Here is a 12593-nt window from a genome sequence, read left to right on the forward strand (position 1 = left end):
CACCCGGTGGCTCCGCGGGGGAGAAGGGTCAGAGCGCGCCGCGTTCGACGGCGCGAAGAAGGATGGATTCGACCTCGGCCCGCCAGCGCCGCCGCCGAGCTTCAGGAGCGGCCTTCCAGCCAGGGCGGGTGACCATTCCGCAGACCCGGCCGCCCTCGTGGAGGAGATCGGCGATGGGGGTCAGCTCGTTCATCGCGCTGACGAGGCAGAGCACCACGTGCTCGGCGGCCGTGACAGGCTCAACGGCGAACCGGAACCCATCAACCTCGAACGTCCCGACCACACTCGCAGGAAGCGGCTCAGGCTCCTGCGGCTCCGGACGCTCGGCGTGCCAGGCCGCAACCAGTGCCGCGATCTGGCTCCGCTGCTGCGATTTCCACGCATCGGTCTGCTCCCGCCACGGTTCCTCCCACCGCACCTCGCGAACAACGCCGCCCGCGTGGACCGCGTATCCGATCTTCACGGGCGTCCCCTGGTAGTCCAGCCACACGGATGCGTAGCCCGTGCCCCGCCGCGCCATGACCGTCAGCTTGTTGCCTCTACCTGTCAGCCACGATCCGAGGATCTCGGGGGCCGACCGGTTGCCCTTCTCGTCTTTGACTCGTAGTCTCTGAGCCGTCACCATTTCTCCCTTTGGTGGATCTGGTGAGGCGGCCCGCCTGAAGTGTGGAAGCCGAAGGCGGGCCGCTCAACACTGGCTTGCGCACCGCCTGAGCAGCCAGGGCCCATGTGTAAGCGGTGGATGACTCTCGGGAGCCATGCTTGTAGCATCGTCTACAGCGAAGCCGACAGGAAGACTCAAACCGTCTACAAGGTGTCTACAGATGACCCCAGGCCAGCAACTCAGAGCGGCACGAACCGCCGTCGACCTCAGCCTCGGCGACATGGCCCGCCGCTTGCCTTGGAGCAAAGCGGCCCTAGGCTTTTACGAGACCGACCAGCGCACTGTCCCGAGCGAAGTGATAGTCGCGTATACCGAAGTCGTCAACCAGGAACGCCGACGACTCGCCGAGGAGGACGACATGCGGCGAAGGGCATTGCTCTCACTCGGAGCAGCGGCAGTGCCGGGTCTGATCGCCGGAGCGCCGATCCTCCCGGACAACGGCCTCAAGAACCTCGGCGAGACAGAACTCGATCAACTCGAAGCGCTGGCAACCCACTACCGCGACTGGAACGAGCGCACCGGCGGCGGCCTCCAACTCCGCGCCGTCCTCGTTCAGATCGATCAACTCGCTGAACTCGCCGCGGCCGACCGCAACCGCGTCCGCCGCATCCGAACCTTCAAAGTGATGGCTCGCTTCTCCCAGACGGCCGCCACGATGTTCTGGGACACGGGCAACGACGGCAAGGCCCGCCGCTGCTATGAACTCGCACTGCACGCCTCGGTCGAGGCCCACGACCGCTCCGGCGAAGTCAAAGCCCTGGTCGGCATGGGCCGCCAACAACTCATCCTGGGCAACCCCGGCGAAGCCCAGGAGTTCACCAGGCGCGCTCTCGAACGCGCCGCTGACCGAGTCCCAGCAGCGCTGTTGGCAAAGGTCTACACCCGCCATGCCTGGTCTAAGTCCAGTCTGCGAGACATCAACGACTTCCGCAGAAGCACCGGCCTGGCAGCCGAAACCCTCGCCGACGCGAACGACGACGGAGGTAGCTCCTTCGACCTGGCCGAGTTCGCCGGCACCACCGGTGCCCGACTCCTCGAAATGGCCCACGAAGACCGAAGCCTCGCCGCCGAAGCCGCCACTTCCATCGAAACCGCCATCGCCTTGCGAGACCCGAGGAAGCTCCGCTCCCTCGCCCTCGACCAGCTCGGACTGGCACAGGCCCGGATGCTCCAAGGCGAACTCGAAGAATCCTGCAAGCAAGGAAACCGGGCAGTGGAAACCGCAACGAAGACAGGTTCCTCCCACGTCCGAACCAAGCTCCAGAATCTGCTGGACCTCTCCGCGACCCACAACCAGGAATCCTGCGTTGCCGAACTCCGAGACCACATCAGCACGGTTCTGGCAGCCTGAACCACATCCACAAGGAGCACCAATTGCGGATCGGCATCACCGGGCACATGAACCTGACCCCGGAAACCATTGATCTTGTTCAAGCCGCGATCAGCGAAGCCCTGCAAGCCCACCAAAGCGACGACCTGGTCGGTTTGAGCTGTCTAGCAGTAGGAGCAGACTCGATCTTCGCCCAAGCTATCCTCGACGCTGGTGCCAAGCTGACCGTGGTCGTCTCCTCCGCGGACTACCGTGACAAGAAGGTCAACCCCGAAGACCAACCCGCCTACGACTTCCTGCTCTCACAAGCCGCCGAGGTCAACGCCATGCCCTTCGATACCGGCGGCCGAGAAGCCTACGCCGCAGCCAACGAACACATCCTCACCTCGATCGACCACCTCTTCGCCGTCTGGGACGGCCAACTATCAGCAGCCAAAGGCGGCACCGCCGACGCTGTAGCTCAAGCTCAGGCCCGAGGAATTCCCGTAACGATAATCTGGCCGACCGGCGCGGAACGGGTTGCGTGATATCTCGAAACCCCGCTGTCTTGCTATATCTTGCACTCTGTTTTACGTTGGACAGTACTTGGAAAGGGTGAGTTGGGCATCCGAGCGATCCTTGGGTTGCCAGCGATCCCAGCCTGAGTATTTGCCACAAATCTTCCAATCCTAAGTTAACACGGTATAAACTGGTCATATGAATGCAAGCGAGGATGCTGTGACATCATTTGAAAGAGGAAGAGAGTCCCTTATTCAGCTGATTGCTCGCGCTCATGGCGGGGTTTTCAATGAGGCAACGACGCGTCGAACACTAATCGATGTAATCCTAAAAGACGTGCTTGGTTGGCCGGATGATCAGGTTTCGTGTGAGGAGCACATCGAAGGCGACTATTTGGACTATATTCTTGGCTCGCCTCAGATGCTTGCGGTTCTTGAAGCTAAGAGAACTAGTATCACATTCGAGGTACCCGCGGGAGTGGCTACTGGTTTTGTTGATGTGGAGACAGTGCGAAACTATTCAACGCAGAACAAAGCGGCTTTTGATCAAGTTCTAAGATACTGCCAGAAATCGGGAATTGGCGTCGCTATCCTATCGAATGGGTTTCAACTTCTGGCTTTCCTGGGAAGTCGATCAGATGGCAAGAGGCCGGTAGAAGGTCGAGCCGTTTTTTATTCATGCCTAGAAGACATGCTTTCGGAGTTTAATGAAGCTTGGGATTACCTCTCATTTGATGGTTTGTCTCGAGCTGATTTGACCAGAGTTCTTTCTAGTACGAGAAAAGTGGTACCGCCGCCACTCCCGCTTTCCAAGAGGATTCACGGCTACCCTGGGTTCCGCATCGGCTCTGAGATGGAAACGGACCTAAGGATTCTAGGAGACCTCTTCATTCAAGATGTTGTCAAAGAGGAAAGTATTACCGACGATTTTCTTCAAGAATGCTATTGCTCCAGTGGGGCGCTGTCGCAGTACGCGGTAGTGAGTAGGGAAATTCTTCGGACTCGATATCATATTCTCGGTCAGCAGGTGAACATTGAGACTGCAAGAGATAAGAAGGGTACGAGCTCGAATCTTCGAGATGATGTAATCGCAGGTGCAATTACAAAGCGTCCAATCATTCTGTTGGGGGATGTTGGTGTCGGGAAGAGTATTTTTCTGAAGCATCTCTTTAGAATTGAAGCCAAAGAGCTCCTGAATAGAACAGTTGTTTTTTATGTTGACTTCTTGAAGCACTCCGGAATCATTGAGGATGTGCCTAATCATATATACCAGGTAGTCGCCTCGACCCTCAGTGATTCTTGGCAGATTAATGTAAAAGAAGCGAAGTTTGCGCGCGCAGTATATAAGAAGGAGATTGACGAGTTCGCTAACGGGATATATGGGGACATGAAAGACGATGATCCGGTCGAATACAAACGCAATGAAATCGCAATGCTTGCTACTTATCTTGCAAATGAGTTTGAGCATGCGAGACGGGTTCTTTCGTTTCTGCAAGCTTCTAGGGGTTTCAGTTTCGTGATCGTGCTTGACAATGTTGATCAGCATAGCTCGTCCTTCCAAGAGCAGATCTTCATTGCCGGGCAATCGCTCGCGGAAACCTGGCCGACGGCAGTGTTTATGTCATTGAGGCCCGATACATTTCATGAGTCTCGACGTACCGGAGCATTGGCGGCGTACCAGCCCAGGGTGTTTACCGTTTCACCGCCTAGGTCTGATCAGGTTGTGGTTAAGCGTCTCGAATTTGCAAAGAAGGAGCTTATAGAGTTTGGGAGATTGCCTGGGTTTCCCACCGGGCTGACGCTAGATTCGGAAAGCTTGCTTATCTACATAGATGTCCTGATCGAGGCTTTTTCTGAGAATGAGAATTTGATTGAGCTAGTGGATAATCTAAGTTCGGGAAATACAAGGCGGGCTCTGGATTTCATTTCGACCTTTGTTGGAAGCGGATACGTACAAACAAAGAGGGTGCTTGAGGCCCACGATTCCGGTCGTTCATATGTGATCCCGCTGCATGAGTTCGAGAGGGCGATTATCTACGGAGATCACAAATACTATGACTCTGCTACCTCGCCGGTGCCTAATCTCTTTGCCATAGGTTCGAGCGACAGCAAGGAACATTTTCTTCTGCCCTTGTTGCTTGCTTGTGTACAACTTCTGGGCGAGGGCGAGTCAGGGGGATTCGCGGATCAAGGTGCTGTTTTGCGGCATCTTCAGTCGATTGGATATACGCCCGAGCAGATCGATTGGCATTTCACGCGCGCCGAAAAAGGTGGCCTAGTGGACGCTGCGGCCCAAGGAGACTCCAGCCGCCTGGTTCGTATTACGGCATCTGGAGGGTATCTGTACAAGAAGCTGGTTAGCAGTTTTGCATATATCGACGCGGTTGTCGTAGATACACCGATCCTCGATCCTACTGTACGAACTATTATCAGAGATGTCACTCCGATTGAAGAACGAATTGAAAGAGCGAAAATGTTTCTCCGATACTTGGACGCATGTTGGCCCTCCGGACAGGAGACCCTGCCATTCTCCTGGCCCTCGACCCGTGAGGAACTCAATGCAACTCTTGAGAGAGTCGAAAGAGGGGCAGTTCGTGCTGCTGAGCGTCGCGGGAGGCGCTTAGGTGCCAGTGTCGGCTCACGAGCGGTGAACGAGCGGGTGGATGTCCGTGCAGCCGAAATATTCGCCTCTCGCTGGGACTATGTATTCGGGGTTCTTGGGTGTGGTTGGTTATCGGGGTTGAGCTGCGCGAACGTGGGTTTTGGTCGTGTGGGTCATTGGTGGGGGTCGTGCGAGGGGTTGGGCGGGGGCCGACCTTGTGGGGGCGACCCCCGTGGGTCAGATTTAGATTCTTTGGTTTCGGAGCGCCTTGGCTATTGCTGGGAGTTCGGCGAGGCTGTGGGTGGTTGTTCGGCCGAGGATGTGCCAGTGGGGGTTGGTGATGGCGTCTCGGAAGGTTTCTGGGTTGGTGCAGGTGCGTTCGTTGGCGCTGGAGGCACACACTGCGACGGTAAGTCTTGGGCTCCTCCAGGCGATGGATTCGGCCTTCCAGACTTTGGAGGCGATGGGCAGGAAGTTTCGGAGGCGGCGCTCGCTCGGGAGCTCTATCAGGAGGACCGAGGCTTTTTCAGCTGGTCTGCGGCTGTCCCGCTCCCTGTAGCCGTTGATCTTGCGGGCGAGGTAGGCGAGGGTTTCGGTCCCGCGGTCGTGTTCGAGCCAGAAGCGGAGGGTGGTTCCGTCGGCCCAGGTGATGTCACCTTGGGCGTCGGGGACGATTCCGGTGATCCAGAGTTCTTCGTTGAGCCTGCGGACGCGGACGTCGGTGTGGTTGCGGGCGGAGAGATGCAGGCGGCTGAAGAAGGCGTTGATGCCTTCTGTGTGCGGGCGGTTGCGGGAGAGGAACTGGTGTTGGGCGGCGTGCGTGCCCGCTAGTTTCGTCGGCGGTTTGTCGCCGCGGATCAGGGCGAGGATGCATTGGCCTCTCCATGCGAGGACGTAGCGGTACGCCTTGCTTTCGGGGCTTCGCCAGCGCTCCAGGAGCCCGAGTTCGTGGAGGGTGAGGAGTCGGGCTCCTGCTTGGTGGCGGGAGGGGAAGAACTGGGCTTCGATCATGCCGGCGGTCATGATCTTGTACTTCTCCAGGGTTTCGAGGATGTCGAAGTCTCGGCTGGTCAGGCGGTTGGTTATCTCGTTGAAGTCGCCTGTGTTCGTGCCTGGGATTCGCTTCGCGCACATTTGGAGCTACCGCCTCTCGTTACGGGTGGCGAGCTCGGTGAGGCGTTTATGCAGGGCCTGTACCTGGGGTAGGGCGTGCCTGTAGGTTTCCAACAGGCCAGCCATCATGAAGGCCCGCTTTTCGGCGGGCCTTTTTGTTTGTTCTTGTTTTGGCTTTTTGTGGCGGTCTGTCTGCGGGTTCGTGGGGCGTGTACTGCTCGTGTACGGGGCGTGTACTCCCGGTTTTCTAGGCTCGTGGGGGCCGGTCAGATGCGTTGGGCGGCCGGAAGGGGAGTCGCCTGATGACGAATGGTTCCGCGAGGCGGATGAGCGTGAAGGCCGTGTGCATGACCGTGGCGGTGTTCACGGCGGTGGCGGTGACGGCGGGGGCCGCGTGGGCGGCGTTCACCGACAACATGTATCCGACGCCGTACGCGAACCTGGCGTGCGTGGACGAGGGGAGTACGCCGAACGGGTACCTCTCGTGCCAGACGGACAACGCCACGCTGACGTACTACATGGACAGCGGCGGGTCGAACATGCTGGAGACGGTGGACCGCAACCGCGTCAACTACGTGATGGAGCACGTGTTCGAGCCGACTGACCTGTCAGTGAGTCTGGACAGCACGCCGTCGTTCTCCGGGAGCGCCGAGACCGACATCGTGTACGAGGAGAGCGGCATCGGCGTCCCGTCGGGCGCCAGCGGTGTCACCTTCTGCAACGACGCGGCCGATCATCTGCGCTGCGACCAGCAGTACATCCGGATCCTCGGCGGCGGCCACTACGCGAACGGGCTCATCTGCCACGAGACCGGGCACGCCGTGGGGCTGCTGCACGGGGACCAGGCGTCGCCGGTGACGAGTCGGCGCGATGAGCGGCTCGGGTGCATGGAGGACCCGGTCAGTGACGGGGAGGTCCTCCAGGACAACAACATCGACAACATCAACGGCACCTACTGAGGAGGTCCCGTGCGTATTCGTACTCGAATTGCGGCGGCTGTCGGCGTTGTCGCCGCCGCGGCCTTGACCGGCGTCGCCGTCACGGCCCTCGCCGCTCCCGCTCCTGAAGCCCAATCCGTGCCCGAGTCCTCGGTGCTCATGGGGCATGGGGCCGACTACCTGCCGAGCATCACCGCGGACGACTGGGTCACCTACGCCGACCACGTGATCGTCGTCGAGGCCGTGTCGGAGGAGGCGATCGCGCCCGGCGCGGAGGAGCTGGAACGCGGGGAGGGGATCATCGGCCGGACCGTCTCGCTCGACGTCGAGGGCGTGCTCTGGTCGCGGGAGGGAGCCCCTGTCGCGGCGCCCGCGACCTGGAGCTACAACGCCCTCGGGTGGCACTTCACCGGCGGCGATACCGAAGGGGCCGTGGAGATGGCGCTGTACGGCTTCCCGCGGGTGGAGGTCGGGCACCAGTACGTGATGGCGATCCGGTGGGAGGCGGCCGTCTGCGACGAGGACGGCGAGTACACGCCGGCGCAGTGGCACGGTCTCGGCGAGGGGTCGGAGATCCCCTTCGACGGCGGGGTCCTCGGCAACGGCGAGTCCGAAGGCGCCGTGGAGGACGCGGCGGCGTTCGCCGCTGCGGCGGAGGACCTGCCGGATCAGGGCGTGGAGGAACTCCTCGCCGGCGAGGGCGCCGACGCGATCGTCGCCGCTCTGGAGAGCGCCGTTCCGGATGCCGCGGCGCAGGCCGAGGCGTCCGAGTTCTCGCTCATGCACTCCTGCGTGTAACCACCCGAAAGGACACCTCTCATGATGAATTCATCGAACCGGTTGCGGCGCAAGCTGAACCGCACCGCTCTTCACCTCACCGCGCTCCTCGCGGCCGTGCTCGCCTCGGTCTTCGCCGTGCCGTCGGCGGCCATGGCCGAGGCGAACTACTTCCAGGACTGCGAACTCGAACGCGTCGCATGCGTCTACGGCACGAAGGTCGCGGGCCCGATCGGCGAATGCATGACCGCGAACGCCGCCCACGGCAGCACCCAGGTCTGCATCCAGTACGACGGCGACTACGTCTACGTGCGCGACGGCGACAAGGACGGCTACGGCGCGACCGCCCTCGTCTACACCGAGTTCGGCTCCATCAACCACCGCTGGTGCGCCAACGCCGAAGGCTACGGCACCTGGGTCAGGTGCAACTTCGACTGGCGCGAGGACGGCGACCACGCCGTCGCCGGCGGCTATCTCATCCAGTACTACGAAGAAGTGATGATGCAGCTCTGGTGGTGGTCGGGCAAGTGACCGACCGCGGGGCCCGGGCCGCACCGGCCCGGGCCCCGCTTCGCTTGGCGCGCAGGGCCTCAGACCTTGTGTCCGATCAGTTCTTCGCTCAGCTCCCACAGGCGCCGGGCCGAGACCGGGTCGAGGGCGTAGGGGACCACGTCGGACTTGACGTCGGAGTCGGTGCCGAACTCCACGTCGTGCGGGTCCTCGTCGAGCGGGGAGAGGTCGTTGTCCTTGAGGTAGACGCCGCCGATGCCGTCGAGGAGCGGGCTGGCGGCGGCGAAGACGCTGGTGCTGGCGCCCTGCTGCGGAGTCTTCAGCTCGCGGTCGGGGTCGAGGATGAGCTCGCCGCGCTCGTCGGCCAGGCCCATGGCCCGCATCTGGTCGTCGCTGAGCCAGGGCTCGCGCTCCTCGCCTTCGGGGATCCAGGGGCCGAGCCGGGTGGTCATGACGATGCCGGGGTGGACGGCGAAGCCGCGGATGCGGTCCGCGGACCAGCGGCGGTCCAGTTCGACGGCGAACAGGACGTTCGCGGTCTTCGACTGGCCGTAGCCGAGCATGCCCATCTCGTCGTAGCCGTCCTTGAAATGCGGGTCGTCCCAGCGGATGTCGGAGATCCGGTGGCCCCCGGAGGTCAGGTTGACGACGCGCGCGCCGCGCGCGGACCGCAGCGCGGGCAGCAGGCCGAGCGTGAGCTGGAAGTGGCCGAGGTGGTTGACCGCGAACTGGGACTCGTAGCCGCGGGCGTCGCGCACGAGCGGGCCGGCCATGATGCCGGCATTGTTGACGAGGGCGTGCAGGGGCCGCCCGGTCGCGAGGTAGCGGGCGGCGAACGCGTCGATCGAGACGGGGTCGAGCAGGTCGAGCTGCGAGGTCTCGACGCGGTCGATCCCGGCGAGGGACGCGGCCGCGCGCTCGGGGTTGCGGGCGGCGACGGTGACCGCGGCGCCGGCCCTGCTCAGGGCGCGGACGGTCTCCAGTCCGATGCCGTTGTGGCCGCCGGTCACGACGATGTTCCTGCCGGAGAGGTCGATGCCGGCGAGGACCTCGTCGGCGGTGGTCGCTGCGGTGAAGCCGGTGCCGATCGGGTGCTGTTTCGTGTGGTGTTCCATGGTTCGAGTCTGTCCCCGAACGTCCGGACTCTGAATAATTGCCAGTCCGTATTTCTTGCTTTAGAGTTCGGATCATGGAAAGCGATCACCTGTCGGAGGTCTTCGACCTCGTCGAGGTGCGCGGCGTCGTCTCGGGCGGGTTCGCGGTCCGGGGCCCGTGGTTCACCGAGGCGGACGTCAGCGAGGCGATGAAGTTCACCGCGATGGTGGCGGGCCGCGCCCGGCTGTGGGCCGACGGCGTGGACGGGCCGATCGAGCTCGAAGCCGGCGACGTGGCGATCATGAACGCCCGCTCGTGGCTGCGCGCCGAAGGCGGCGGCGACGGGCCGCGCAGGCGCGTCGATCCGGACCCGCGCTTCGCCGACGCCGGGCCCGTCGACCGGAGCGTCGACGACGTGATCATCGGCGGGCGCATCGAACTGAACGCCGCCGGGCTCGCGCTGCTCGCGCACGCGCTGCCGCCGGTGGCCCACGTGCGGGCCTCGGCCGCTACGGCCGGGACCGTCCAGGGCCTGCTCGACCGGATGTTCGACGAAGGCGCGGGCGGGCGGGCCGGGTCGGCGTTCGCGCTGCGCCAGTACGGCCAGCTCCTGCTCCTCGAAGCAGTTCGATCCTATGTGGACCAAGCCGAGCTGCCGCCCGGGTGGCTCCGGGTCCTCACTGACGAGCGGCTCGGTCCGGCGCTCTCCCTCATGCACGCCGATCCCGGCGGGCCGTGGGGTCTCGACGCCCTCGCGAAAGCGGCGGCGATGTCGCGGACCTCGTTCGCCGAGCGGTTCCGGGCCGTCGCGGGCGTCCCGCCGCTGACCTACCTGCACCGCTGGCGGATGCTGCTGGCGCAGAAGGAGCTCCGCGACGGCGACGCCCGCGTCGGCGCGCTCGCGTCGCGTCTCGGCTACGGTTCCGAAAGCGCGTTCAGCACCGCCTTCAAACGCGAAGTGGGCGAATCCCCGCTGCGCTACAGGCTCCGCCACCGGGCGGCGGTCTAGGCCTCGTCGCCTACGGTGATGAGCTGGGCCTCGGTCTCGGCGTCCTGGTGCGGGCGGGTGAGGTGGGCGAGGGTGCCGCGGCCGAGGGCGAGCACGGTGATGGCGATGATGAGCGAGGCCACGGCGAACCAGTACGGGGCGCCGTCGCCCCAGGTCTCGGCGATGCCGCCGGTGACGGCCGGGGCGATGGCCCCGCCGAGGAACCGCACGCCTGAGTAGGTGGAGGACGCGACGCCTCTCGGCAGTGTCGTGGCCTCCATGACGGTCTCCGTCAGCGCGGTGTTGAGGACTCCCAGGAAGAGGCCCGCCAGGATCACCACCGTGATGAGGAGCGGGGCGGAGTCGACGCCGACGCCCATGACCGCCAAGGCGACGCCGAGGAGCGCGAACATCGAGTAGAGCACCGGAAGCAGGCCGAAGCGGCGGGTCAGGAGCGGCGCCGCGAAGACCGACGTGACCGCGACGGCCGCGCCCCAGCCGAAGAACACCAGTCCCAGTTCGTGCGCGCCGAAGTCGAGGCCGGTCTGCGCGGCGGCCGCCTCGATCGGGTAGGGGGAGTAGGCGAGCAGGGTGAAGAACGCGTAGTTGTAGAACAGTGCGGTGACCGCGAGGGTGCGCAGCGCCGGGTCGCGGAGGGCCGTGAAGCCCGCGGTCAGCGGGACCGGGGCCGGCGTAGCCGCGGGTCCCTTCAGCAGCACGACGATCGCGACCAGGGCGATCGCCATGAGGACCGCGGTCCCGAAGAACGGCCCGCGCCAAGACATCTCGCCGAGTGCGCCACCCAGAAGCGGGCCCACCGCTAGGCCGATGCCGAGCGCCGCTTCGTAGAGGATCACGGCCTGGCGGCTGCCGCCGGAGGCCGCGCCGACGATCGAGGCGAGCGCCGTCGAGATGAAGAGGGCGTTGCCGAGGCCCCATCCGGCGCGGAAGCCGATGATCTGCCCGACCGTGTCCGAGGCGCCCGCGAGTCCGGCGAAGACCACGATGAGCGCGAGCCCGGCGATGAGCGTTCGCTTGACGCCGACGCGGCTGGAGATGAAGCCGCTGAAGAACATCGCGACCGCGGTGATCATGAGGTAGCTCGTGAACAGCAGCATCGTCTGGGACGGCGAGGCGCGGAGGCCCTCGCTGATCGCGGGCAGGATCGGGTCCACGAGGCCGATCCCCATGAACGACACCGCGCACGCGAACGCGATGGCCCACACCGCCGTCGGCTGGCGCAGGATCGACGCCTTCTCGGGCTGTTCCATTCGGGCACTTCCTCCTATGCACGGGGCCGCGGGCCCCGGGGTTCATTCCTTGTTGAGCCGGTCCGAGAGCGCTTCGAGCAGGTCGACGGCGCGGGCCAGCACGGCCAGGTCGTCGTCGCCGAGCGCTTCGAGCGCGGGCCGCACCTTCGCGGCGGCGCGCATCCGGAACTCGTGGAGCTCGTCGGCCCCGGCCTCGGTGAGGCTCACGACGGCGGCCCGCGCGTCGGCCGGATCGGCGCGGCGCACCACGAGGCCGTCGGCTTCGAGGCGGTTCACGGCCGCGGTCATCGCGGGCTGCGTGATCGCCTCGCGCAGAGCGAGTTCGCCCACGCGCAGGTCGCCGTCCTGCTGGAGGTTGGCGAGCGCGCGCAGGGAGATGAGGGACCGGCGGGTCCCGGCCTTGCGAGAGGCGGTCCGCGCGAAGCGGCTCGCCTGGGAGGTGAGCCGCGCGGAGAACTGGTCGAGGTCGTCGGGGTCCCGTGAAACCATAGAGCAATTATATACACTGCTTATGTAAATCGGCGAACGAGCGCCCGGAGGCGGCGCGGCCGGGGGTGCGCTGGCACAATGGCCCGGTGTCCATCACCATCGCCCACCTGCGCGAACACTTGACGGCCTATCTCCACCGCTGGCCCGAGTCCGAGTGCGAGGTCCGGCCGCTGCTCGACCTCGATTCCCCTTCCGGCTTCGACCGCTCGACGGTCCCCGGGCACGTGACGGCCTCCGCGATCGTCCTCAACGCCGCGGGCGAGGTCCTGCTCGTCCACCACCGCGCGCTCGACCGCTGGTTCCAGCCCGGCGGGCACCA

General features: G+C 64.1%; 12 protein-coding genes and 1 pseudogene. 7 read left to right on the plus strand and 6 right to left on the minus strand.

Features of this window, described 5'->3' with window-relative positions; all coding sequences use genetic code 11:
- Window positions 1–28 precede the first annotated feature (28 nt).
- A complete protein-coding gene (locus tag WA640_RS26920) occupies window positions 29–622 on the minus strand; it encodes a hypothetical protein (RefSeq protein ID WP_335991940.1) in 594 nt (197 codons plus the stop codon).
- A gap of 202 nt (window positions 623–824) precedes the next feature.
- On the opposite strand from WA640_RS26920, the gene WA640_RS26925 reads away from it, so the two are divergent.
- Both WA640_RS26925 and WA640_RS26930 read left to right on the plus strand, forming a co-directional pair.
- Window positions 825–2015 carry a helix-turn-helix transcriptional regulator gene (locus WA640_RS26925; protein WP_335991941.1) on the plus strand — a complete coding sequence of 397 codons (1191 nt, stop codon included), beginning with the start codon at window positions 825–827 and terminating at the stop codon, window positions 2013–2015.
- A 23-nt stretch (window positions 2016–2038) separates the two neighbouring features.
- Window positions 2039–2521, plus strand: a complete 483-nt coding sequence (locus WA640_RS26930) for a hypothetical protein (RefSeq protein ID WP_335991942.1) — start codon at window positions 2039–2041, stop codon at window positions 2519–2521.
- An 844-nt stretch (window positions 2522–3365) separates the two neighbouring features.
- Here WA640_RS26930 and WA640_RS28965 read toward each other — a convergent pair.
- On the minus strand, window positions 3366–4037 hold the full coding sequence (locus tag WA640_RS28965; RefSeq protein ID WP_442904841.1) for a hypothetical protein: 672 nt from the start codon (window positions 4035–4037) through the stop codon (window positions 3366–3368).
- A gap of 1299 nt (window positions 4038–5336) precedes the next feature.
- Window positions 5337–6227 carry a replication-relaxation family protein gene (locus tag WA640_RS28970; RefSeq protein WP_442904842.1) on the minus strand — a complete coding sequence of 297 codons (891 nt, stop codon included), beginning with the start codon at window positions 6225–6227 and terminating at the stop codon, window positions 5337–5339.
- A gap of 281 nt (window positions 6228–6508) precedes the next feature.
- Between WA640_RS28970 and WA640_RS26940 the strand changes: the two genes are divergently transcribed.
- Genes WA640_RS26940 through WA640_RS26950 form a run of 3 tightly spaced genes read left to right on the plus strand, consistent with a single transcriptional unit; the run spans window position 6509 to window position 8452 of the window.
- Window positions 6509–7165, plus strand: a complete 657-nt coding sequence (locus tag WA640_RS26940) for a hypothetical protein (RefSeq protein WP_335991944.1) — start codon at window positions 6509–6511, stop codon at window positions 7163–7165.
- Between the two features lie 9 nt (window positions 7166–7174).
- On the plus strand, window positions 7175–7942 hold the full coding sequence (locus WA640_RS26945) for a hypothetical protein (protein WP_335991945.1): 768 nt from the start codon (window positions 7175–7177) through the stop codon (window positions 7940–7942).
- Between the two features lie 21 nt (window positions 7943–7963).
- Window positions 7964–8452, plus strand: a complete 489-nt coding sequence (locus tag WA640_RS26950; protein WP_335991946.1) for a hypothetical protein — start codon at window positions 7964–7966, stop codon at window positions 8450–8452.
- A gap of 59 nt (window positions 8453–8511) precedes the next feature.
- Here WA640_RS26950 and WA640_RS26955 read toward each other — a convergent pair whose 3' ends face one another.
- Window positions 8512–9546, minus strand: a complete 1035-nt coding sequence (locus WA640_RS26955) for an SDR family NAD(P)-dependent oxidoreductase (protein ID WP_335991947.1) — start codon at window positions 9544–9546, stop codon at window positions 8512–8514.
- Window positions 9547–9620: 74 nt separating this feature from the next.
- Here WA640_RS26955 and WA640_RS26960 point away from each other — a divergent pair, with 74 nt between their 5' ends.
- Window positions 9621–10535 carry an AraC family transcriptional regulator gene (locus tag WA640_RS26960; protein WP_335991948.1) on the plus strand — a complete coding sequence of 305 codons (915 nt, stop codon included), beginning with the start codon at window positions 9621–9623 and terminating at the stop codon, window positions 10533–10535.
- On the opposite strand, the gene WA640_RS26965 is transcribed toward WA640_RS26960, so the two are convergent.
- Entirely contained in the window at window positions 10532–11785 is a 1254-nt protein-coding gene (locus WA640_RS26965; protein WP_335991949.1) for an MFS transporter, read from the minus strand. The two genes, WA640_RS26960 and WA640_RS26965, sit on opposite strands and share 4 nt — an antisense overlap.
- A 42-nt stretch (window positions 11786–11827) precedes the next feature.
- Window positions 11828–12274 carry a MarR family winged helix-turn-helix transcriptional regulator gene (locus tag WA640_RS26970; protein ID WP_106365019.1) on the minus strand — a complete coding sequence of 149 codons (447 nt, stop codon included), beginning with the start codon at window positions 12272–12274 and terminating at the stop codon, window positions 11828–11830.
- A gap of 86 nt (window positions 12275–12360) precedes the next feature.
- Between WA640_RS26970 and WA640_RS26975 the strand changes: the two are divergent.
- Window positions 12361–12593: pseudogene (locus WA640_RS26975) on the plus strand (NUDIX hydrolase); the annotation flags it as partial.

The sequence above is a fragment of the Glycomyces sp. MUSA5-2 genome (assembly GCF_037034145.1).
Taxonomy (GTDB): Bacteria; Actinomycetota; Actinomycetes; order Mycobacteriales; family Micromonosporaceae; genus Glycomyces; species Glycomyces artemisiae.

Coding starts and splice junctions, on each gene's coding strand:
- WA640_RS26925 (WP_335991941.1), top strand. CDS start 825: ATGACCCCAGGCCAGCAACTCAGAGCGGCACGAACCGCCGTCGACCTC.
- WA640_RS28965 (WP_442904841.1), bottom strand. CDS start 4,037: ATGCTGATCAACATTGTCAAGCACGATCACGAAACTGAAACCCCTAGA.
- WA640_RS28970 (WP_442904842.1), bottom strand. CDS start 6,227: ATGTGCGCGAAGCGAATCCCAGGCACGAACACAGGCGACTTCAACGAG.
- WA640_RS26940 (WP_335991944.1), top strand. CDS start 6,509: ATGACGAATGGTTCCGCGAGGCGGATGAGCGTGAAGGCCGTGTGCATG.
- WA640_RS26950 (WP_335991946.1), top strand. CDS start 7,964: ATGATGAATTCATCGAACCGGTTGCGGCGCAAGCTGAACCGCACCGCT.
- WA640_RS26955 (WP_335991947.1), bottom strand. CDS start 9,546: ATGGAACACCACACGAAACAGCACCCGATCGGCACCGGCTTCACCGCA.
- WA640_RS26960 (WP_335991948.1), top strand. CDS start 9,621: ATGGAAAGCGATCACCTGTCGGAGGTCTTCGACCTCGTCGAGGTGCGC.
- WA640_RS26965 (WP_335991949.1), bottom strand. CDS start 11,785: ATGGAACAGCCCGAGAAGGCGTCGATCCTGCGCCAGCCGACGGCGGTG.
- WA640_RS26970 (WP_106365019.1), bottom strand. CDS start 12,274: ATGGTTTCACGGGACCCCGACGACCTCGACCAGTTCTCCGCGCGGCTC.